The sequence below is a fragment of the Citrobacter sp. MGH 55 genome, from assembly GCF_016906145.1.
GTDB lineage: Bacteria > Pseudomonadota > Gammaproteobacteria > Enterobacterales > Enterobacteriaceae > Citrobacter_A > Citrobacter_A amalonaticus.
The window spans coordinates 1,721,086-1,742,333 of record NZ_CP070239.1 but is presented as its reverse complement, the minus strand read 5'-3'; the positions used below and the strand labels follow the sequence as shown (position 1 = coordinate 1,742,333).

The window sequence follows — 21,248 nt, the reverse complement described above, 5'->3', positions numbered from 1 at the left end:
TCTCCCCTTTGGCGAGAAAGGATATTTTATGTTCATATTCGGGAGTTAGGGTATGAGAATTTTCAGCAATAATCCTTGCATTGTCGTGTTAACCGAAAAAGACGTTTGGCTACGAGTAAACGGTAAAGAGGCTATCAATTTAAAAGCGAATCATATGGCACTCATCGCCTGTGAAAACAATATCATCGATATCTCATCGATTAATAACGCACTGGTCGCACATATTAGCCGAGATATAATTAAAGATTATCTTCGCTTTTTAAATAAAGATCTTTCAAATATTCCACTCTGGCAACGGAGTTCCTCACCGGTATTAACCGCTGAATGTGTGACCCCCGATGTCTTCCGGGTGGCAGCACAACACAGCATTGCGCATACCGACAGCCCTGGCGAAGAAGAACGTACACGCTGCCTGTTGTTCGCCGTGTTATCCCGCTTTCTCGACAGTAAGAAGTTTTTGTCCCTGCTGATGTTTATGTTGCGAAACCGCGTCAGCGACAGCGTTTACCATATTATCGAGAGTGACATTCATAAAGCGTGGAATCTTAATCAGGTCGCCCGTTGTCTGTGTCTGAGTCCGAGTTTGTTAAAGAAGAAACTCAAAAGCGAAAATACCAGCTACAGTCAAATCATCACCACTTGCCGCATGCGCTACGCCGTTAATCAACTTCTGATGGATGGCAAGAATATATCCCAGGTCTCCGAACTGTGTGGTTATAACAGTACATCTTACTTTATCTCTGTGTTCAAAGAGTATTATGGCATGACCCCGCTACATTATGTCAGCCAGTTTAAAGACCGTACGGCAGCGTGATTTTTGAGCATTTTGTAATGAGCTACGATAATATCAGCATTAGCGATAACCCACGTCGCACATAATTCAACCGACACCTGAAGGCGTATTATGAGACATCATTTATTGTTCCCTTCAGGAGATTAATTATGTCCTCGGATGCTGATGCTCACAAAGTGGGCTTAATCCCCGTCACCTTAATGGTGTCGGGGAATATCATGGGTTCAGGGGTTTTCCTGCTCCCTGCGAACCTGGCCGCCACCGGCGGGATTGCAATCTACGGATGGTTAGTCACGATTATCGGCGCGCTGGCGCTGTCGATGGTCTACGCAAAAATGTCGTCCTTAGATCCCAGTCCCGGCGGTTCTTACGCGTATGCTCGTCGTTGCTTTGGGCCGTTCCTCGGTTACCAGACCAACGTGCTGTACTGGCTGGCCTGCTGGATCGGTAACATCGCGATGGTGGTTATCGGCGTCGGTTACCTGAGCTACTTCTTCCCCATTCTGAAAGATCCGCTGGTGCTGACCCTGACCTGCGTCGTGGTGCTGTGGATCTTCGTTCTGCTCAATATTGTCGGTCCGAAAATGATCACCCGCGTTCAGGCCGTCGCCACCGTGCTGGCGCTGGTCCCCATCGTCGGTATCGCGGTGTTTGGCTGGTTCTGGTTCCGTGGCGAAACCTACATGGCGGCCTGGAACGTGAGCGGCATGAACACCTTCGGCGCGATTCAGAGCACCCTTAACGTCACCCTGTGGTCATTCATCGGGGTCGAAAGTGCCTCGGTAGCGGCAGGGGTGGTCAAAAACCCGAAACGCAATGTGCCGATTGCCACCATTGGCGGGGTGCTGATCGCGGCTGTGTGCTACGTGCTCTCCACCACCGCCATCATGGGGATGATCCCTAACGCCGCGCTGCGCGTCTCCGCTTCACCGTTCGGTGATGCGGCACGTATGGCGCTGGGTAACACCGCCGGCGCGATTGTCTCCTTCTGCGCGGCAGCAGGCTGTTTAGGTTCGCTGGGCGGCTGGACGCTGCTGGCCGGACAGACCGCGAAAGCCGCCGCCGATGACGGTCTGTTCCCACCGATTTTTGCCCGTGTAAATAAGGCGGGCACACCGGTTGCCGGGCTGATTATTGTCGGGATTCTGATGACTATCTTCCAGTTCAGCAGTATGTCGCCGAACGCCGCGAAAGAGTTTGGTCTCGTCTCTTCAGTGTCCGTCATCTTTACGCTGGTGCCGTATTTGTACACCTGTGCCGCGCTGCTGCTGCTCGGTCACGGACACTTCGGCAAAGCGCGTCCGCTCTATCTGCTGGTAACCTTTGTGGCCTTTATTTACTGCATCTGGGCTGTGGTGGGGTCTGGCGCGAAAGAGGTGATGTGGTCATTCGTGACCCTGATGATCATCACCGCGCTGTACGCCCTGAACTACAACCGGATCCACAAAAACCCCTTCCCACTGGATGCGCCGGTTAACCGCAATTAATCCCCTCTTTTACACGATGAAGCCAACCTTAAGTTCTTAAGGTTGGCTTAACTTTACTTTGCGAGGATCTGCGCTAATTAGTCTACGGAAGCTCCACCATGTTAAAGCGCATTATCAAAAGACCTCTTCTCAGCCTGCTGGCCTGGTTACTACTGGTTTCATTCTATTTGTCTGTTTGTCTGAACATCGCGTTCTACAAACAGGTTGTGCAGGATCTGCCGCTGGATTCTCTGCGTAACATCCTGGTCTTCTTGTCGATGCCAGTGGTGGCGTTCAGCGTCATGAATATTGTCCTGACGCTGGCCTCTTTCCTGTGGCTGAACCGCCTGCTGGCCTGCCTGTTTATTCTGATGTCCGCGTCAGCGCAGTATTTCATCATGACTTACGGCATCATCATTGACCGCTCAATGATTGCCAATATGGTGGATACGACGCCTGCCGAAACGTTCGCCCTGATGACGCCGCGAATGGTGCTCACGCTCGGTCTTAGCGGCATTGCGGCGGCCATCGTTGCCTGCTGGATTAAAATCAAACCGACCACGCCTGTCCTGCGCAGCGTGCTGTATCGCGCTGCCAACGTGCTGGTATCCGTGTTATTGATCGTGCTGGTGGCGGCCTTTTTCTATAAAGATTACGCCTCACTGTTTCGCAACAATAAAGAACTGGTCAAAGCTCTCAGCCCATCTAACGGCATTGTCGCCAGTTGGTCATGGTACTCCCATCAGCGCCTCGCACACCTGCCGCTGGTACGCATCGGGGAAGATGCCCATCGTAATCCGGTGATGCAGCAAGAGAAGCGCAAAAATCTGACTATCCTGATCGTCGGTGAAACCTCACGTGGCGAAAACTACTCGCTCGGCGGCTACTCCCGCAAAACCAATCCGCTATTGGCAAAAGATAATGTGGTTTACTTCCCGCGCACCACGTCGTGTGGTACCGCCACGGCGGTCTCTGTACCGTGCATGTTCTCTAACATGCCGCGTAAGCATTACGACGAAGAGCTGGCGCAGCATCAGGAAGGGATGCTCGATATTATCCAGCGCGCGGGCGTTAACGTACTGTGGAATGACAACGATGGCGGCTGTAAAGGCGCCTGCGACCGCGTGCCGCATCAGAATATGACGGCGTTAAACCTGAAAGGGGAATGCATCGACGGCGAATGCTATGACGAGGTTCTGTTCCACGGTCTGGAAGAGTACATCAACAGCCTGCAAGGTGACGGGGTGATTGTACTGCATACCATCGGCAGTCACGGCCCGACCTATTACAACCGCTACCCGCCGCAGTTCAGGAAATTTACCCCAACCTGCGATACCAATGAAATCCAGACCTGTTCACAGGAACAATTAGTGAACACGTACGATAATACCGTGCTGTATGTCGACTATATTGTTGATAAAACAATTAATCTTCTGAAAGCGCATCAGGATAAATTTACCACCAGCCTGGTGTATCTTTCCGACCACGGCGAGTCGCTGGGTGAAAACGGCGTTTATCTGCACGGCCTGCCGTATGCCATTGCGCCAGACTCCCAGAAGCATGTGCCGATGCTGCTGTGGCTGTCAGAGGATTATCAGCAGCGCTATCAGGTTGATGCCAGTTGCCTGCAAAAACAGGCGCGTACTCAGGATTACTCGCAGGACAATCTTTTCTCGACCATGCTGGGACTGACCGGCGTACAGACCACGCAATATCAGGCCGCAGATGATATTCTGCAGCCCTGCAGGAGAACCACGCAATGAAAATACTGATTGTTGAAGACGATACGCTGCTTTTGCAGGGCCTGATTCTGGCGGCACAAACCGAAGGGTACGCCTGCGATGGCGTGTCGACCGCCCGTGCGGCTGAGCAATGTCTGGAAACCGGTCATTACAGTCTGGTGGTGCTGGACCTCGGCCTGCCTGACGAAGATGGCCTGCATTTCCTTGCTCGCATCCGGCAGAAAAAATATACCCTGCCGGTGCTGATCCTTACTGCGCGGGACACGCTCGGCGATAAGATTTCCGGGCTGGACGTCGGGGCCGACGATTATCTGGTGAAACCTTTTGCGCTGGAAGAGCTGCACGCTCGGATCCGCGCGCTGCTGCGTCGTCACAATAACCAGGGCGAGAGTGAACTGGTCGTCGGCAACCTGACGCTGAACATGGGCCGTCGACAGGTGTGGAAAGAGGGAGAGGAGTTAATTCTTACCCCTAAAGAGTACGCGTTGCTGTCGCGTCTGATGCTGAAATCGGGAAGCCCGGTGCACCGGGAAATTCTCTATAACGACATCTATAACTGGGATAACGAACCGTCCACCAATACCCTGGAAGTGCATATCCATAACCTGCGCGATAAAGTGGGCAAATCCCGTATTCGTACCGTGCGCGGCTTTGGCTACATGCTGGTGGCGACCGCGACTGAGGAAAGCTAATTGAATCTGAAGCGTTTTCTACGCCAGCCCATGACCCTGCGTCGGCGGCTGATGATCACCATCGGCATGATTTTGCTGGTTTTCCAGCTCATCAGCACCTTCTGGCTCTGGCATGAAAGCACTGAGCAGATCCAGCTGTTTGAACAGGCGCTGCGGGATAACCGCAATAACGATCGCCACATCATGCATGAAATCCGCGAGGCGGTCGCCAGTCTGATCGTCCCCAGCCTGTTTATGGTGGGGTTAACGCTGTTCATCTGCTATCAGGCCGTTCGCCGCATTACCCGTCCGCTCGCCAACCTGCAACACGAATTAGAAACCCGCACGGCGGATAATCTCTCCCCTATCGACATTCACAGCTCAACGGTCGAAATTGAAGCGGTCGTTTCGGCGCTCAACCAGTTGGTCAATCGACTGACCACGACCATCGAAAACGAGCGTCTGTTTACCGCCGACGTGGCGCACGAACTGCGAACACCGCTATCGGGCGTCCGTTTGCATCTGGAACTGCTGTCAAAAGCGCATCACGTGGATGTCGCGCCGCTGCTGGGTCGTCTTGATCAAATGATGGACAGCGTCTCGCAGCTTTTACAACTCGCCCGCGTGGGTCAGTCTTTTTCATCGGGAAATTATCAGCATGTCAGATTGCTGGAAGATGTGATCCTGCCGTCTTACGATGAGCTGAGCACGATGCTGGAACAGCGCGAACAGACACTCCTGCTGCCTGACAGTCAGGACGATGCGGCTGTTCAGGGCGACGCGACGCTGCTGCGGATGCTGCTGCGTAATCTGGTGGAAAATGCCCATCGCTACAGTCCGGAAGGCACCACCATCGCCATTACGCTGAACGTTGATGACGAAGCAACAATGACAATGGCGGTAGAAGATGAAGGACCGGGGATCGATGAAAGCAAGTGCGGCGAACTCAGCAAAGCCTTCGTCCGCATGGACAGCCGTTACGGTGGAATCGGTCTGGGGTTAAGCATCGTCAGCCGCATTACGCAGCTGCACCACGGGCAGTTTTTCCTGCAAAATCGCAGTGGAACCACCGGAACCCGCGCCTCGGTGCTATTGAAGAAGGTTTAGTAGGTTGAGACCCAAATGTACAGGAAGCTACTGACAATCAGTACGCTGAATACGGTCGTTACACTTTCATAAATACGCTGTTTCATCACACTCTCCTCCAGGGTATGGAAGAGAGTGTGCCAGTCAGAGATTAAGCAAACCTTAATTTACTCGTCAATTCGCGGATGCTGCTGCACCAGGCGCGTACGCTTCGCCTGCAGGTCCGCAATCTCCTGATCGATATCCTCAATTTTCTGCTCGATATTATCGTAGTGTTCACCGAGAATTTCTTTCGCTTCCTGAATATCCGAGGCGGCGGGCGTTGCCCCTTTCAGCGGCTGATTCGCGGTCTCTTTCATGGTGATACCGGTAATGAAACCAATCACCGCAATCACCATCAGGTAGTAAGCAGGCATCATCAGATTCTGCGAGCTTTCCACCAGCCAGGCCGCCAGCGTTGGCGTCAGACCGGCAATCAGTACCGAAATATTAAATGCCGCCGCCAGCGCACTGTAACGAATATGTGTCGGGAACATGGCTGGCAATGAAGACGCCATGACCCCGGTGAAGCAGTTGAGGATCACCGCCAGCATCAGCAGACCGGCAAAAATAAGGCCGATGATATTACTGTTAATCAGAATAAAGGCCGGGATTGCCAGCGCAAACAGCGCGATGCTACCCATGATCACGAATGGACGACGGCCAAAACGGTCACTCAGTAGTCCCATCACCGGCTGGACAAACAGCATCCCGATCATAATGGCGATGATAATCAGCACGCCGTGATCTTCAGAGTAATGCAGGTTATGCGACAGATAGCTCGGCATATAGGTCAACAGCATGTAGTAGGTGACGTTGGTAGCAATCACCAGGCCAATACAGGCCAATAGGCTGCGCCAGTGCTTAGTGGCGATCTCTTTAAAGGACACTTTTGGTCCGTCCTGCAAGCCTTCGCGGTCGCCTTGTTCCAGCTTATCGACGTGCTGCTGGAACGCCGGGGTCTCTTCCAGCGCATGACGCAGATAGAGTCCGATAATCCCTAACGGCAGGGCGATAAAGAACGGAATACGCCAGCCCCATTCCAGGAAGTTCTCTTCTCCGACCACCGTCGAGATCAGGACGACCACACCCGCCCCCAGCACGAACCCGGCAATGGAGCCGAAGTCCAGCCAGCTTCCCATAAAGCCGCGTTTACGGTCCGGGGAATATTCGGCCACAAAAATAGACGCGCCGGTGTACTCACCGCCGACGGAGAAGCCCTGCGCCATCTTACACAGCAACAGCAGGATGGGTGCCCAAATGCCTATCGAGGCGTAGGACGGTATCAGACCGATACAGAAGGTACTGATCGACATAATCACGATGGTGATGGCAAGAATCTTCTGGCGACCATATTTATCGCCGAGCATACCGAAGAACAAACCACCGAGCGGACGAATCAGAAAGGGAACAGAGAAAGTAGCAAGGGCGGCAATCATCTGCACGCTGGGGTCAGCCCCCGGGAAGAACACTTTACCTAATGCGTAGGCAACAAAGCCATAAACCCCAAAATCAAACCACTCCATCGCATTACCCAACGAAGCAGCGGTAATCGCCTTTCGCAATTTACCGTCATCGATAATCGTGACATCACGAAGCGTAATCGGTTTTACTTTTTTCCTTTTCAGCATAGCTGTCCTCGTAGACTAAGCCCTGTCTCGCGGCATATCGACTGCACTGGCGCACTGGGCGCAACGTCACCGTCGAGCGCGGGGTTGCTCAGACGCAACTCCTGTAACAAGCGTAGCAGGTTTACTTACACGGACTGGTTAAGGTCTGTACAACCGAACCTGTTGACGCCTGATTTGGGCGGTTAATGAGCTATCTACCCTACCAGTGTTTAAAATTGTGATCAACTTCACATATATGTTTAGGTTTCGTCAACGGAGGTAAATAAGGTGATCCTGAGTCTCTTTTTTTAAAGCACAGAGTTGTTCTTTTTTACGTTTTCGACCTCTATTTTGTTGTGCTTGCTTCATAAAAAGTCACTGCAGTTATTATTATTCTGCCAGGCAATTCCCTCTCATTTTTCACAACTTCTTTACGGTAATTTTAAATATTCAGATCGCGCGGGAATGTTTACATTGATTATGTGACAAAGATAACTAAAACATCGTTTCGCTTTGATTGAATCAACATTCCAATGAATGCAAGATAATAGTCGTTGCAATACCACCGGGAAGCGAAAAACGCCGATACACGGTGCAATCGCTACGTAGAACATAAAGAGAATGTAGGTTTTCCTGCATACTTTCCAGATACAACCTTCTGAATTTTAATATTTTTTGCCACCTTACCCGTATGTTCCACGGGCAAGAAGTGAGGACATTTATGAGAATTAAAGCCACCATTGAACGCATCCCTGGTGGGATGATGTTGATTCCATTGCTGCTGGGTGCGGTTGTAAATACCCTGGCACCGAATACCGGTGCTTATTTTGGTTCCTTTACAAAAGGCATGATTACCGGCACGGTACCGATTCTTGCTGTGTGGTTCTTCTGTATTGGTGCATCAATTGATTTACGCGCAACCGGTACGGTTCTGCGTAAATCCGGCACGCTGGTCATTACCAAAATTGCCGTAGCGTGGGTAGTGGCAATGATTGCCGCCTCGTTTATTCCGGATACCGGTATTCAGACCGGTTTCTTTGCCGGTCTTTCCGTACTGGCGATTGTTTCCGCGATGGATATGACCAACGGCGGTCTGTATGCCAGCCTGATGAACCAGTACGGTACGAAAGAAGAGTCCGGCGCATTCGTTCTGATGTCGCTGGAATCCGGTCCGCTGATGACAATGGTGATTCTGGGCGCTGCGGGTCTGGGCTCCTTTGAACCGCATCACTTTATCGGCGCAGTACTGCCGTTCCTGATCGGCTTCACGCTGGGCAACCTTGACCACGATCTGCGTGCGTTCTTCAGCAAAGCAACGCCGGTACTGATTCCGTTCTTCGGTTTTGCGCTGGGTAACACCATTAACCTGGGTGTGATTGTTGATACCGGTCTGTTGGGCATCCTGCTGGGTGTGGCGGTCATTGTCATTACCGGTATTCCACTGATTATTGCTGACCGCGTGATCGGTGGTGGTAATGGTACTGCAGGTGTCGCGGCGTCCTCTGCGGCAGGTGCCGCCGTTGCCAACCCGGTGATCATCGCGCAAATCAACCCGGCGTTTGAACCGGTTGCCGCCTCCGCAACGGCGCTGGTCGCTGCCAGCGTAGTGGTCACGGCGATTCTGGTGCCGATTATTACCGCGCTCTACGCCAAACGCTTCGCCAGGCTACCGGCTCCTGCTGGTGTGGAAGAAACGACAGCGGAATCCGCACACCACTAATCATCAGCCCTCTCCTCTCAAAACCTGAGGGGAGAGGGTGGAAACACCTCTTCAACCATCGCATCCACCAGTCGCTTTGCCGAACAGAGTCGCGGCATACCCAACGCAACCGGCTGCCAGCGCTGCGTCACAGACCAGCACACCGGATGTTTATCCGCCTCACACCAGTCTCCCAACCAGCTCAGCATGTCGCTGTACTCAACTGAACCGGCGGTCGCGGTGGTACTCAACCACTGATGATAATAGTGACGCGTCGTCGGTGCGGCATTGATACTGTGGGCCAGATAGTTTGTCGCCATCGCCCGGAGATTATCTTTCAGCATCGCCGCCACGTCAGGATTCGCCAGACGACAGGCATCGCCAAACGGTCCCCAACGCAACTCTTCGAGCGCAATAAAACACCGCCCCGGCAGCGACCATCCTTCATACGCCCCCGCCAGCCATCGGGTAAATACCTGTTCACTGTGTTCCCCGGCCTGAACCGTGAGACCACGCTGGCTCAGCGCCTTCTCCTTCCAGGCACTGCGCTGGCGAAACCATTCGCTGAGAGTGGTAAGTTGCTGAACCAGTCCTGGGACGGACGGTCCGCGAGAGAGATCCGTCTGTTGAAGGACCTGCAGTCGCGCAGCGATCCGCGTCAGCGCCAGATGCCCCGGATCGAGCATACCCGCCAGCTTTTCCACCAGCTTCAGGCGCATCATCAGATGCTCGCTGAACATCCCGGCCATCGCCCACGCCCGCAACTGCGTCTGGGACAGAATCTCCTGCGTCAGGCGCTCGCGAAACTGCTGCTGTTGCAATGTGCCGTCAGCCCGTTTCGGTTCTTCTCCCTGAACCAGATCGACCATAAACTTCGGGTGGATACACTCCAGCGTCCGTCCGGGGCCATCCAGTAACGCGTTTGTCATGTGTGTTCGGCCACAAAAAGGGTTTGAATGTCGTCACGGAGCAGGCGAGAGTCTTCATAAATCCAGGCGGTGGTGGCAATACTGTGCTGCAACTGCTGACTCAGACTCTGAACAGCCGATTCATTCTGCTGACGAACCAGCAAACTCTCGCGCAGGCTCTCCTGTAATCCCGCCAGGCACAATGAGAAATCGGCAAAAAACGTTGCCATACCTGCCGTAACTGAAACATCGACCTGCGCGGCTAAAGCTTTACGAATTTGTTGGCAGAAGTGGCTGACGTACTCCGCCAGACTCTGGTGCAGCGCATTAATATCAATCAGATAGCGTGTCTTCGCTTCGACATAATCATTCCAGCTCCAGTTCGGCTGATTCAGCCAACGAGAGAAGGTTTCACGCACCCCGCTCACGCGAGGTTCGTCACTATCGACGCGGTCCTGCTGGGCAATCGCCTCGCTGAATAACTGGCGCGTCGTGAAGTTAAACATGGAGGCGTGAAAGGCCGGAAAGCTGATTCGGGGGCGAAACCCCGCATGACTCAACTCCTCTTTCACCCGCATTTCGATAGGGCGCATCGCCTCATTCAGTGACCGGCTGAGCGTGGCTTCCAGTTGTTCAAAACGCATCGCCAGGTCGCGGCTGATGTTTTCCTGCGCCGCCAGCAGGACGCCCTCACAGGTGGAACGTAGTTTACTGAGGATCACCTGCGCCTGCGCTTCGTCATGCAGCACCAACACCTCTCCGTCAAGCTCCGCCTGCGGCAGCGGCGACCAGCTATCGCCACACGACAATTTCAGGATCTGTTCACGGCTGAAAAAAGTCCCGATGTTGCGCAAGATCGTGGCCTGCTGCTGGTTGAGAAAGTCGTTGGCCGACGTCAGCGCCAGCCCGACCTCATGGCGGATCTCGTCGCTGACGCTGTCCTGGCTCACTTTCAGTTGCTGCATGTCCGCTTCCAGACGCATGATATTTTGCTGCAGCGTGTCAAAGGCCACCGTCAGACAGTGATAGCGGAAATCCAGATATTCGCGGGCGCTGTGGGCGTAATTCAGCAATTTATGCGAGGCGGAACGCAGCGCATACAGCGACGCATTGGCATAGGCGGCATGAATTAAGGTCTGGATCGGCTGTTCAAACAACGAATCTTCCCACAGCAAATCCGCCGCATGACGCAGGTGTTCGATATCATCCAGATCGGCGCTTCGCCAGCGCCGACCGAGCGCGGCTTCAGCAAAGTCCTGTACCCAGCGCTGCTCTTCGTGATCCGGGAGATGACCGTGGTTTGCCAGCTCATGGCGTGCCCGATTGGCCAGATAACCCCACATCGAGGAGACCGGATAAATCTGCGCCGGGTTAATACAACCCTTCATCAGGGTACCGGAAATCAACGCCCTCACCTGTTCTTCATCATCGCTGTTGCGATCTTTCTGGTCGAATTTATTCACCAACGCATACAACGGCACCGATTTTCCCACTGCGGCAATGGCCTGACGCACCTCTTCATCGGAAATCGATTTCAACTGCGTATAGTCCATCACCGCCAGAACGGCGGAGGCGCGAGCCAGTTGCTCATTGAGCATTTTTTGCAGATGCGGCTGCCCGGCTTCATTTGGCCCGGGTGTGTCCAGTAACGTCAGTTGACCCGGATAGTTCTCCAGCCCCGCCAGGTGCACAAATTCCACCTCAATCACCGGAATATGTTCAATCGCCGCATAGGCAGAAAAGGGAAAATCGACCTCCAGCGCTTTCGACAGGCGCACCAAATCGTTAAGGCTTTTCAGGCAGTGAAAGATCGGCTGTGCACCAAGATAATGGCGCTCAAACGCTTCCCCTCTTTCGATGCGCTGCATGAGGCCGTTCATGTCTTTATCAATTTCCAGCACCTGCGTCAGATTCTGCCGATCGCAGGCGCGCATGCTCTCTTGCAGGGTCTTCATCAGCGCATCGATGGGCGCAACGTGGGAAAAATGCAGCACCGGTTCTTTCTGACCAGGCGTATGGCGAATGAGTGTCGGCAGCGCGGTCATTGGACGGTTGCGATTGGGCAGCACCTCCGTGCCGACAATGGCATTGATCGTCGTCGATTTTCCCGCTTTCATGGTGCCGACGATCGCCAGCACCATTTCCAGTCGCGAGATTTTTCGCAACTCATTGTTCAGCGTGGCCTGCTGTGCCTCGACACCCCGGGTACTGAAATGCATGGGCTGAACGTTGAGATCGTCCTCACTTTTTAATGATGAAGTGCTCTCCAGAGTGGCCGTTGGCATTTTTTTTACGGTCTTAAGATGCTCTAAAGAGAGCATCAGCAAGCGTTCCGCTTCCTGGCTCAATTCATATATTGTCTGTGTGTACATAAAAAATGTTTCCTTAACGCAAATTTTTATTGCTTTTATTTAGCCGTTTCGTTTATTAGTGAATTCTCGGCTTTAATAATTACGTATGGAAAAAAGAATTTATTAATTAATCTATTGATATCAATGAATTTATTATTTTAATTGCTATTTTTTGAATAACACTCAGTGGCATAAGAAAGTAAAAAATCGTAGTTCAGTTTTATAAAAACCAAGGCCAATTTTGGTTAATTTCACCTACCAGAATTAAGGGGCAAGGTGAGGTAAACGAACCCTAAGTAAAACTCGCTCAGCCAATTAGTTAGAATATTTCTCGTCACCTTATCTCAAATAACAAACGGTAGCAATTTCCCTTAAAAATAATAGCGCTTTTTTTCTGTCTGGCAGACAGGTTAGGTCACAGTACGGTATTTACCTTAAAAACAGAGTAGTCCCGACAACGTTAAGGATTTTGTGTATAATTGCGTCCTTTTTCGGCAATCTGCCATTTTTTGGGCGCTTTTGCCCTTGCTGACTTTTGAGGATATCGACATGTCATTACCCCACTGCCCACAATGCAACTCCGAATACACTTACGAAGATAACGGCATGTACATCTGCCCGGAATGCGCCCATGAATGGAACGATGCAGAACCAGCGCATGACAGCGACGAACTGATCGTTAAAGATGCCAACGGCAATCTGCTGGCTGACGGCGACAGCGTCACCGTCGTGAAAGATCTGAAAGTCAAAGGCAGCTCTTCAATGCTGAAAATCGGCACGAAAGTAAAAAACATTCGTCTGGTGGAAGGCGACCACAACATCGATTGCAAAATTGATGGCTTTGGTCCGATGAAGCTGAAATCAGAATTCGTGAAAAAGAACTGATGTAAATTGCCCGGTGGCGCTTCGCTTACCGGGCCTGCGATAACTACACTTAACTGGCTTCTCTTACCTGAGGTAAAGATTATGTCGTTAAGTCCCTACATCTCTTTTGCCGGAAACTGTGCCGACGCCATCGCGTACTATCAAAAGACGCTGGGTGCAGAACTCCTTTATAAAATCAGCTTCGGTGAAATGCCCAAACCGGCGCAGGACAGCGAAGACGGTTGCCCGTCCGGAATGACATTCCCCGATACCGCTATCGCTCATGCCAACGTGCGCATTGCCAATAGCGACATCATGATGAGCGATAGCATTCCCACAGGAAACGCTCACTATTCAGGTTTCACTCTGGTCCTCGACACGCAAAATGTCAACGAAGGGAAGCAATGGTTTGACAATCTCGCCGCAGAGGGTCAAATCGAAATGGACTGGCAGGAAACCTTCTGGGCGCATGGCTTTGGCAAAGTCAGCGATCGCTACGGCGTACCGTGGATGATCAACGTCGTCAAACAACCCCAGCCAACCGAGTAACCTCACGGGAGGCATGCCTCCCGTTCTGTCATCAAACTCACCTTAACTCTTCATCGGCAGGTAACGTCCCCTTAACCCAAACGTCATATTGATCCGCCACGATAGGGCCACTTTTTTTAGAGAGGCCGCATCATGGAAACGATCATTCGCGTCGAAAAACTCTCCAAAACGTTCAATCAGCATCAGGCGCTGCATGCGGTTGATCTGAACATCTGTGCCGGTGAAATGGTCGCTCTGCTGGGGCCGTCGGGTTCCGGCAAATCCACCCTTTTACGTCATCTGAGCGGTTTGATTACCGGCGATAAATCAGCAGGTAGCCGCGTCGAACTCCTTCGTCGCACCGTTCAACACGAAGGTCGACTGGCGCGCGATATCCGCAAAAGCCGCGCGCATACCGGTTACATCTTCCAACAATTCAATCTGGTGAATCGCCTGACGGTGCTGGAGAACGTGCTGATTGGCGCGCTCGGCAGCACGCCGTTCTGGCGCACCTGTTTTAGCTGGTTTAGCGCAGCGCAGAAACAGCGCGCGCTCCAGGCACTGACCCGCGTCGGGATGGCGCACTTTGCGTACCAGCGCGTCTCTACGCTCTCCGGTGGTCAGCAGCAGCGCGTGGCCATTGCCCGGGCGCTGATGCAGCAGGCCAAAGTGATCCTCGCCGACGAGCCGATTGCCTCACTGGACCCGGAATCCGCGCGCATCGTGATGGACACCCTGCGCGACATCAACCAGACCGACGGTATTACCGTCGTCGTCACGCTGCATCAGGTGGATTACGCCCTGCGCTACTGCGAACGGATTGTCGCGTTGCGTCAGGGACACGTTTTCTACGACGGCAGCAGCCAGCTCTTTGATAACGAAAGATTTGACCATCTCTACCGCAGCATGAACCGCGTCGAACAGAACGCGCAGGCTGCTTAATTCAAAAAGACCAGGCGTTATTGACGCAGACAGACTGGAGGCGGCCAGCGCGGAAAAACGGAGCGTACATATAGTACGTGAGGATGTTGAGCACTGCCCGAACTCAGGCTGGCAAGTGAAATAGCCTGGAACAACGTGAGGATAAAACATGAATTACAAGGCCGTTGCCGCGCTGGCGTTTACCAGCATGTTCAGCGTCAGTACTCTGCTCAGTCCCGCCTTTGCCGAAGAGCAGGAAAAAGCGCTGAACTTTGGCATTATTTCGACCGAATCACAGCAAAACCTGAAACCCCAATGGGACCCGTTCCTGAAGGATATGGAGAAGAAACTGGGCGTGAAAGTGAACGCTTTCTTCGCGCCGGACTACGCCGGGATCATCCAGGGTATGCGCTTTAATAAAGTCGACATCGCCTGGTACGGCAACCTGTCAGCAATGGAAGCCGTGGATCGCGCCAACGGCCAGGTCTTTGCCCAGACCGTCGCCGCCGATGGATCGCCGGGTTACTGGAGCGTGCTGATCGTCAACAAGGACAGTCCGATCAACAACCTCGACGATCTGATCGCCAAACGCAAAGATCTCACCTTTGGTAATGGCGATCCTAACTCTACCTCCGGCTATCTCGTCCCTGGCTATTACGTCTTCGCGAAAAACAATATCGCCGCCAGCGACTTCAAACGCACCGTCAACGCCGGTCATGAAACTAACGCCCTTGCGGTCGCCAACAAGCAGGTGGATGTCGCCACCAACAACACCGAGAACCTCGATAAGCTGAAAACGTCCGCGCCGGACAAGCTGAAAGCGCTGAAGGTTATCTGGAAGTCGCCGCTGATCCCAGGCGATCCGATCGTCTGGCGTAAGAACCTCTCTGAAGCCACCAAGGACAAGGTGTACGACTTCTTCATGAACTACGGCAAAACGCCGGAAGAAAAAACCGTACTGGAACGCCTGGGTTGGGCGCCGTTCCGCGCCTCCAGCGACCTGCAACTGGTGCCGATTCGCCAGCTCGCCCTGTTTAAAGAGATGCAGGGTGTGAAGGACAACAAAGGACTGAACGCTGAAGAGAAGACCAGCAAATCGTCTGCGATTAAAGCGCAGCTGGACGATCTTGACCGTCTGACCGCGGCGCTGAGCGCCATGACCAGCGTCACCAAAGCGGTGCAGTAAACCTGACGCCCGCTGGCGCTTCACTTACCGGGCCTACAAACGTAGGCCGGATAAGGCGGAGCCGCCATCCGCCAATAACGTACGCACGGAGCTAAACATGCAAACCATCACCGTTGCCCCGCCAAAGCGCAGTTGGTTCTCGCTCGTCAGTTGGGCCATTCTGCTCGCCGTGCTGGTCGTGTCGTGGAAAGGCGCCGAAATGGCCCCGCTCACGCTGATTCAGGATTCCGCCAACATGGCGACGTTTGCCGCCGACTTCTTTCCGCCGGACTTTAGCCAGTGGCAGGACTACCTCGGCGAAATGGCGGTGACCCTGCAAATCGCCGTCTGGGGAACCGCGCTGGCCGTGATCCTCTCCATTCCTTTCGGCCTGATGTGCGCCGACAACCTCGTGCCCTGGTGGATCTACCAGCCGATGCGCCGTCTGATGGATGCCTGCCGCGCCATTAACGAAATGGTGTTTGCGATGCTATTTGTGGTCGCTGTCGGCCTCGGTCCGTTTGCGGGCGTCATGGCGCTGTTTATCCATACCACCGGCGTGCTCTCCAAGCTGCTGTCCGAAGCGGTGGAAGCCATTGAACCCGGTCCGGTTGAAGGCATTCGCGCCACTGGCGCTAACAAAATTGAAGAAATTCTTTACGGTGTACTGCCCCAGGTGATGCCGCTGCTGATCTCCTACTCGCTGTACCGCTTTGAATCCAACGTCCGTTCAGCAACTGTCGTCGGGATGGTGGGCGCAGGCGGCATTGGCGTCACGTTGTGGGAGGCAATTCGCGGTTTCCAGTTCCAGCAAACCTGCGCCCTGATGGTGTTAATCATTGTGACCGTCAGCCTGCTGGATTTTCTCTCCCAGCGTTTACGTAAGCACTTTATCTGATTAGCGAGGCATTGATTGCTATGCACTTGTCTACACATCCGACCAGTTATCCGACGCGTTATCAGGAGATTGCCGCGAGACTTGAGCAGGAGCTACGTCAACATTACCGCTGCGGCGACTATCTGCCCGCCGAGCATCAGCTTGCCGCGCGTTATGAGGTTAATCGCCACACCCTGCGCCGCGCCATCGATCAGTTGGTGGAACGCGGCTGGGTCCAGCGTCGTCAGGGCGTCGGCGTACTGGTGCTGATGCGCCCGTTCGATTATCCGCTTAACGCCCAGGCACGCTTCAGTCAGAACCTGTTGGATCAGGGAAGTCATCCCACCAGCGAAAAACGGCTGGCGGTACTGCGCCCGGCCTCCCGTCACGTTGCCGATGCGCTCAGCGTGCAGGAAGGCGATAACGTCATCCACTTGCGCACCCTGCGGCGGGTGAACGGCATCGCCCTGTGTCTGATTGACCATTACTTTTCCGACCTGGCCCTTTGGCCGCTGCTGCAGGGTTTTAACCACGGCTCACTGCACGACTATTTGCGCGAACAGTCCGGCCTGACGCTCAAGCGCACCCAGACGCGCATCAGCGCCCGGCGTGCGCAGGCGAAAGAGAGCAAGGTGCTGGAAATCCCCAACATGGCGCCGCTGCTCTGCGTGCGCACCCTGAACCACCGTGAAGGCGAGGAACGTGCGATGGAGTATTCCGTCAGCCTGACCCGCGCCGACATGATCGAATTCACTATGGAGCACTGAATGCATTTCGATACCGCCACCCGCCAGCGCTGGATGCGCGCGCTGGCTTACAGCAAGGCCGATGCCCTGAATGCGCGACTCCAGGCGTTAACGCTGGCACCGGAATATGAACTGATTCGCCCCCCGGAATGCGGACTGATGCAAATTCAGGCGCGCATGGGCGGCACCGGCAACCGTTTCTTTGCCGGAGACACCACGCTGACCCGCGCGGTGGTTCGCCTGAAAAGCGGCACGCTGGGTTACAGCTACCTGCTGGGACGCAACAAACGCCACGCCGAGCAGTGCGCCGTTATCGACGCTTTACTGCAGGAACAGACACATTTCCAGAACCTGATGGAAACCTTAATTAGCCCGCTGGAAGCAGAACGCGATGCGGAAATCACCGCCCGTCGCGCCGAAGTCAACGCCAGCCGGGTCGACTTCTTTACGCTGGTGCGCGGAGATAACGAATGACCCTACAGACCGCCTTTACCCTGCCCGTCCAGGACGCCCAACACAGCTTTCGCCGTCTGCTGAAAGCGATGAGCGAACCGGGGGTGATTGTTGCCTTACATCAATTGAAACACGGCTGGCAGCCGTTGAATCTGGCGACCACCAGCGTCCTGCTGACGTTAGTCGACGGCGATACGCCGGTGTGGCTGTCGCCTGCGATGAATAACGACATCGCCAGCCAGAACCTGCGTTTTCACACCAACGCGCCGATGGTCGAACAACCCCAACTGGCGGCCTTTGCCGTAGCCGACGAGCGCATCAGCAGCGAACAGCTTAATGCGCTTTCTGCCGGTTCTGCGGTCGCGCCAGAAAACAGCGCCACGCTCATCGTGCAGGTTTCCAGCCTGAGCGGTGGGCGGATGTTACGCCTGACCGGGGCAGGTATCGCCGAAGAGCGAATGATCGCACCGCAGTTGCCAGACTGCCTGATCCACGAACTCACCGAACGCCCGCATCCGTTCCCGCTGGGCGTTGACCTCATCCTCACCTGCGGCGAACGGCTGCTGGCTATCCCGAGAACCACCCATGTGGAGGTGTGCTGATGTACGTAGCCGTCAAAGGGGGCGAGAAGGCGATAGCCAACGCCCATGCGTTACAGGAGCAGCGACGCCGGGGCGACGATGCCGTTGCCGAACTGAGCGTGGCGCAGATCGAACAGCAGATGAATCTGGCTGTTGATCGCGTCATGACCGAAGGCGGCATTGCCGATCGCGAACTGGCGGCGCTGGCGCTCAAGCAGGCCAGTGGCGATAACGTCGAAGCCATCTTTCTGCTGCGCGCTTACCGCACCACGCTGGCAAAGCTGGCGGTAAGCGAACCGCTGAACAGTGGGGAAATGCGCCTGGAACGCCGTATCTCGGCAGTCTACAAGGATATTCCGGGCGGACAGCTGTTAGGACCAACCTACGACTACACCCATCGTCTGCTCGATTTTACGCTGCTGGCGAATGGCGAAACGCCGCCGCTGCGGACTGCAGAAAGTACGCAGGACGCCGCCCCGCACGTCTTTTCTCTGCTGGCGAATCAAGGGCTGGCGAAGCCCGAAGAAGATAACGGCGCCACGCCGGATGACATCACCCGCACGCCGCCGGTTTACCCCTGCTCCCGTGCGTCACGCCTGCAACAGCTGATGCGCGGCGATGAGGGCTATCTGCTGGCGCTGGCCTACTCCACCCAACGCGGCTACGGGCGCAATCACCCGTTCGCAGCCGAAATCCGTAGTGGCTACGTTGCGCTGGAAACGGTACCGGAAGAGCTGGGATTTGCGGTCAACGTCGGCGAACTGCTGATGACCGAATGTGAAATGGTCAACGGCTTTGTCGCCCCGGACAACGATGCGCCTCACTTTACCCGCGGCTACGGACTGGTGTTCGGCATGAGCGAACGCAAAGCGATGGCAATGGCGCTGGTGGACAGAGCCCTACAGGCACCCGACTACGATGAAACGGTCACAGGACCGGCGCAGGACGAAGAGTTCGTGCTGGCGCACGCGGATAACGTCGAGGCGGCGGGTTTTGTTTCGCACCTCAAGCTCCCCCACTACGTCGATTTCCAGGCCGAGCTGGAACTGCTCAAACGCCTGCAACAGGAGGCCGCCCGTGACCACTAACCTCTTCGGCTACAACTTTGCTTATCTGGATGAGCAAACCAAACGCATGATCCGTCGCGCGATCCTCAAAGCGGTGGCGATCCCCGGCTATCAGGTGCCATTCGGTGGCCGCGAAATGCCGATGCCTTACGGCTGGGGAACCGGTGGGATCCAGATTACCGCCAGCGTGATTGGTGAACCGGACGTGCTGAAGGTTATCGATCAGGGCGCAGATGACACCACCAACGCGGTATCGATCCGCAACTTCTTCAAACGCGTCACCGGAGTCAATACCACCGAGCGCACGGAAGACGCCACGTTAATCCAGACCCGTCACCGGATCCCGGAAACGCCGCTGACGGAAGATCAGATCCTGATCTTCCAGGTGCCGATCCCTGAACCGCTGCGTTTTATCGAACCTCGCGAAACGGAAACCCGCACTATGCATGCGCTGGAGGAGTACGGGATCATGCAGGTGAAGCTGTATGAAGATATCGCCCGCTTCGGCCATATCGCCACCACTTACGCCTACCCGGTGAAAGTCAACGGACGCTATGTGATGGACCCGTCGCCGATCCCGAAATTCGACAACCCGAAGATGGACATGATGCCCGCCCTTCAGTTGTTTGGCGCGGGACGCGAAAAACGCATCTATGCCGTACCGCCGTATACCTGCGTGGAAAGTCTCGATTTCGACGATCATCCGTTCACCGTACAGACCTGGGATGAGCCCTGCGCCATCTGCGGTTCAACGCACAGTTATCTTGATGAAGTGGTACTCGATGACACCGGCAAACGCATGTTTGTCTGCTCCGACACCGACTACTGCCGCCAACAGAGCGAGGCACTCAGCCAATGACGCAACCGCTGCTTTCGGTTAATAACCTGACTCATCTCTACGCGCCGGGTAAAGGCTTCAGCGAGGTCTCTTTTGACCTGTGGCCTGGCGAAGTGCTGGGCATTGTCGGGGAGTCCGGTTCCGGCAAAACCACCCTGCTGAAATCCCTCTCCTCGCGCCTGACGCCGCAGTCGGGCGAGATTCAGTACCAGAGCCGTTCACTGTACGCCATGAGCGAAGCCGACCGCCGCCGCCTGTTGCGCACTGAATGGGGCGTGGTACATCAGCACCCGTTGGATGGCCTGCGTCGTCAGGTCTCGGCGGGCGGTAATATCGGCGAACGCCTGATGGCGACCGGCGCACGCCACTACGGCGAGATCCGCGCCACCGCCCAGCGCTGGCTGGAGGAGGTCGAAATTCCGGCCTCTCGTATCGACGATCTACCGACCACCTTTTCCGGCGGCATGCAGCAGCGTCTGCAGATCGCCCGCAACCTCGTCACCCACCCGAAGCTGGTATTTATGGATGAGCCGACCGGCGGTCTCGACGTCTCCGTCCAGGCGAAACTGTTGGATCTGCTGCGCGGGCTGGTGGTGGAACTGGATCTGGCGGTGGTGATTGTCACCCATGATTTAGGCGTGGCGCGCCTGCTGGCAGATCGTCTGCTGGTGATGAAACAGGGTCAGGTGGTGGAAAGTGGATTAACCGACCGCGTGCTCGACGATCCACATCATCCGTATACCCAGTTGCTGGTGTCGTCCGTATTGCAGAACTGATTTTTTGTTTTGCCGGATGGCGGCTACGCCTTATCCGGCAATCGAATGCACAAATGCTTAAAGAGGC

General features: G+C 54.7%; 21 protein-coding genes. 17 read left to right on the top strand and 4 right to left on the bottom strand.

Annotated elements, in window-relative coordinates; translation table 11 throughout:
• Positions 1-52: 52 nt before the first annotated feature.
• From JTI98_RS07165 to pmrB, 5 genes are all read left to right on the top strand, one after another.
• Positions 53-814, top strand: coding sequence for an AraC family transcriptional regulator (locus JTI98_RS07165; protein WP_042999096.1), 762 nt, complete (start codon positions 53-55; stop codon positions 812-814).
• 128 nt (positions 815-942) lie between these two features.
• Complete coding sequence (gene adiC / locus JTI98_RS07160) at positions 943-2,280, top strand: arginine/agmatine antiporter (protein ID WP_044328920.1); 1,338 nt, start codon at positions 943-945, stop codon at positions 2,278-2,280.
• A gap of 98 nt (positions 2,281-2,378) precedes the next feature.
• A complete protein-coding gene (eptA, locus tag JTI98_RS07155) occupies positions 2,379-4,022 on the top strand; it encodes a phosphoethanolamine transferase EptA (RefSeq protein WP_216082077.1) in 1,644 nt (547 codons plus the stop codon).
• Entirely contained in the window at positions 4,019-4,693 is a 675-nt protein-coding gene (gene basR / locus JTI98_RS07150) for a two-component system response regulator BasR (RefSeq protein WP_042999093.1), read from the top strand. The genes eptA and basR overlap by 4 nt, the downstream gene beginning before the upstream one ends.
• Positions 4,694-5,779: a two-component system sensor histidine kinase PmrB gene (gene pmrB, locus JTI98_RS07145; protein WP_042999092.1), complete on the top strand. Its 1,086-nt coding sequence runs from the start codon at positions 4,694-4,696 to the stop codon at positions 5,777-5,779.
• Here pmrB and pmrR read toward each other — a convergent pair.
• Positions 5,776-5,865 (bottom strand): LpxT activity modulator PmrR, encoded by a 90-nt coding sequence (gene pmrR / locus JTI98_RS07140; protein WP_042999091.1) that lies wholly within the window; start codon positions 5,863-5,865, stop codon positions 5,776-5,778. The two genes, pmrB and pmrR, sit on opposite strands and share 4 nt — an antisense overlap.
• Before the next feature lie 60 nt (positions 5,866-5,925).
• Positions 5,926-7,428 (bottom strand): glycine betaine/L-proline transporter ProP, encoded by a 1,503-nt coding sequence (gene proP, locus JTI98_RS07135; protein ID WP_042321219.1) that lies wholly within the window; start codon positions 7,426-7,428, stop codon positions 5,926-5,928.
• Between the two features lie 700 nt (positions 7,429-8,128).
• On the opposite strand from proP, the gene kdgT reads away from it, so the two are divergent.
• Positions 8,129-9,127, top strand: coding sequence for a 2-keto-3-deoxygluconate transporter (kdgT, locus tag JTI98_RS07130; protein WP_042999090.1), 999 nt, complete (start codon positions 8,129-8,131; stop codon positions 9,125-9,127).
• A 17-nt stretch (positions 9,128-9,144) separates the two neighbouring features.
• Here the strand turns inward: kdgT and JTI98_RS07125 are convergent, their stop codons facing one another.
• Positions 9,145-10,035 carry a diguanylate cyclase regulator RdcB family protein gene (locus JTI98_RS07125; protein WP_044328369.1) on the bottom strand — a complete coding sequence of 297 codons (891 nt, stop codon included), beginning with the start codon at positions 10,033-10,035 and terminating at the stop codon, positions 9,145-9,147.
• On the bottom strand, positions 10,032-12,386 hold the full coding sequence (gene crfC, locus JTI98_RS07120; protein ID WP_216082076.1) for a clamp-binding protein CrfC: 2,355 nt from the start codon (positions 12,384-12,386) through the stop codon (positions 10,032-10,034). The genes JTI98_RS07125 and crfC overlap by 4 nt, the downstream gene beginning before the upstream one ends.
• Before the next feature lie 528 nt (positions 12,387-12,914).
• Between crfC and JTI98_RS07115 the strand changes: the two genes are divergently transcribed.
• The 11 genes from JTI98_RS07115 (at position 12,915) to phnK (ending at position 21,181) form a co-directional block, all read left to right on the top strand.
• Positions 12,915-13,250, top strand: coding sequence for a zinc ribbon domain-containing protein YjdM (locus JTI98_RS07115; RefSeq protein WP_042999087.1), 336 nt, complete (start codon positions 12,915-12,917; stop codon positions 13,248-13,250).
• A gap of 81 nt (positions 13,251-13,331) precedes the next feature.
• On the top strand, positions 13,332-13,778 hold the full coding sequence (yjdN, locus tag JTI98_RS07110; protein WP_044257322.1) for a VOC family metalloprotein YjdN: 447 nt from the start codon (positions 13,332-13,334) through the stop codon (positions 13,776-13,778).
• Positions 13,779-13,910: 132 nt separating this feature from the next.
• Positions 13,911-14,699 carry a phosphonate ABC transporter ATP-binding protein gene (gene phnC / locus JTI98_RS07105; protein ID WP_042999085.1) on the top strand — a complete coding sequence of 263 codons (789 nt, stop codon included), beginning with the start codon at positions 13,911-13,913 and terminating at the stop codon, positions 14,697-14,699.
• 148 nt (positions 14,700-14,847) lie between these two features.
• Positions 14,848-15,864: a phosphonate ABC transporter substrate-binding protein gene (gene phnD / locus JTI98_RS07100; RefSeq protein WP_042999084.1), complete on the top strand. Its 1,017-nt coding sequence runs from the start codon at positions 14,848-14,850 to the stop codon at positions 15,862-15,864.
• A gap of 97 nt (positions 15,865-15,961) precedes the next feature.
• Entirely contained in the window at positions 15,962-16,741 is a 780-nt protein-coding gene (phnE, locus tag JTI98_RS07095) for a phosphonate ABC transporter, permease protein PhnE (protein ID WP_042999083.1), read from the top strand.
• A gap of 20 nt (positions 16,742-16,761) precedes the next feature.
• Positions 16,762-17,487, top strand: a complete 726-nt coding sequence (phnF, locus tag JTI98_RS07090) for a phosphonate metabolism transcriptional regulator PhnF (RefSeq protein WP_044328534.1) — start codon at positions 16,762-16,764, stop codon at positions 17,485-17,487.
• Positions 17,488-17,940, top strand: a complete 453-nt coding sequence (phnG, locus tag JTI98_RS07085; protein ID WP_042999081.1) for a phosphonate C-P lyase system protein PhnG — start codon at positions 17,488-17,490, stop codon at positions 17,938-17,940. It begins immediately after the preceding gene.
• Positions 17,937-18,521 carry a phosphonate C-P lyase system protein PhnH gene (gene phnH, locus JTI98_RS07080; protein WP_058587237.1) on the top strand — a complete coding sequence of 195 codons (585 nt, stop codon included), beginning with the start codon at positions 17,937-17,939 and terminating at the stop codon, positions 18,519-18,521. The genes phnG and phnH overlap by 4 nt, the downstream gene beginning before the upstream one ends.
• Complete coding sequence (locus JTI98_RS07075) at positions 18,521-19,588, top strand: carbon-phosphorus lyase complex subunit PhnI (RefSeq protein WP_042999079.1); 1,068 nt, start codon at positions 18,521-18,523, stop codon at positions 19,586-19,588. The genes phnH and JTI98_RS07075 overlap by 1 nt, the downstream gene beginning before the upstream one ends.
• Positions 19,589-19,634: 46 nt before the next feature.
• The gene (phnJ, locus tag JTI98_RS07070) at positions 19,635-20,426 is read left to right on the top strand and encodes an alpha-D-ribose 1-methylphosphonate 5-phosphate C-P-lyase PhnJ (protein ID WP_252869634.1); all 792 of its coding nucleotides are present in this window, start codon (positions 19,635-19,637) and stop codon (positions 20,424-20,426) included.
• On the top strand, positions 20,423-21,181 hold the full coding sequence (gene phnK, locus JTI98_RS07065) for a phosphonate C-P lyase system protein PhnK (protein ID WP_044328531.1): 759 nt from the start codon (positions 20,423-20,425) through the stop codon (positions 21,179-21,181). Before phnJ ends, phnK begins: the two co-directional genes overlap by 4 nt.
• Positions 21,182-21,248: the final 67 nt, after the last annotated feature.

Bases quoted from the DNA above. Each gene is read 5' to 3' on its own strand.
- phnD (WP_042999084.1), top strand. From the start codon at position 14,848: ATGAATTACAAGGCCGTTGCCGCGCTGGCGTTTACCAGCATGTTCAGC.
- phnG (WP_042999081.1), top strand. From the start codon at position 17,488: ATGCATTTCGATACCGCCACCCGCCAGCGCTGGATGCGCGCGCTGGCT.
- phnJ (WP_252869634.1), top strand. From the start codon at position 19,635: ATGATCCGTCGCGCGATCCTCAAAGCGGTGGCGATCCCCGGCTATCAG.
- pmrR (WP_042999091.1), bottom strand. From the start codon at position 5,865: ATGAAACAGCGTATTTATGAAAGTGTAACGACCGTATTCAGCGTACTG.
- JTI98_RS07125 (WP_044328369.1), bottom strand. From the start codon at position 10,035: ATGACAAACGCGTTACTGGATGGCCCCGGACGGACGCTGGAGTGTATC.
- crfC (WP_216082076.1), bottom strand. From the start codon at position 12,386: ATGTACACACAGACAATATATGAATTGAGCCAGGAAGCGGAACGCTTG.
- phnK (WP_044328531.1), top strand. From the start codon at position 20,423: ATGACGCAACCGCTGCTTTCGGTTAATAACCTGACTCATCTCTACGCG.
- proP (WP_042321219.1), bottom strand. From the start codon at position 7,428: ATGCTGAAAAGGAAAAAAGTAAAACCGATTACGCTTCGTGATGTCACG.
- basR (WP_042999093.1), top strand. From the start codon at position 4,019: ATGAAAATACTGATTGTTGAAGACGATACGCTGCTTTTGCAGGGCCTG.
- JTI98_RS07115 (WP_042999087.1), top strand. From the start codon at position 12,915: ATGTCATTACCCCACTGCCCACAATGCAACTCCGAATACACTTACGAA.
- phnC (WP_042999085.1), top strand. From the start codon at position 13,911: ATGGAAACGATCATTCGCGTCGAAAAACTCTCCAAAACGTTCAATCAG.
- JTI98_RS07165 (WP_042999096.1), top strand. From the start codon at position 53: ATGAGAATTTTCAGCAATAATCCTTGCATTGTCGTGTTAACCGAAAAA.
- JTI98_RS07075 (WP_042999079.1), top strand. From the start codon at position 18,521: ATGTACGTAGCCGTCAAAGGGGGCGAGAAGGCGATAGCCAACGCCCAT.
- adiC (WP_044328920.1), top strand. From the start codon at position 943: ATGTCCTCGGATGCTGATGCTCACAAAGTGGGCTTAATCCCCGTCACC.
- kdgT (WP_042999090.1), top strand. From the start codon at position 8,129: ATGAGAATTAAAGCCACCATTGAACGCATCCCTGGTGGGATGATGTTG.
- phnF (WP_044328534.1), top strand. From the start codon at position 16,762: ATGCACTTGTCTACACATCCGACCAGTTATCCGACGCGTTATCAGGAG.
- yjdN (WP_044257322.1), top strand. From the start codon at position 13,332: ATGTCGTTAAGTCCCTACATCTCTTTTGCCGGAAACTGTGCCGACGCC.
- eptA (WP_216082077.1), top strand. From the start codon at position 2,379: ATGTTAAAGCGCATTATCAAAAGACCTCTTCTCAGCCTGCTGGCCTGG.
- phnH (WP_058587237.1), top strand. From the start codon at position 17,937: ATGACCCTACAGACCGCCTTTACCCTGCCCGTCCAGGACGCCCAACAC.
- phnE (WP_042999083.1), top strand. From the start codon at position 15,962: ATGCAAACCATCACCGTTGCCCCGCCAAAGCGCAGTTGGTTCTCGCTC.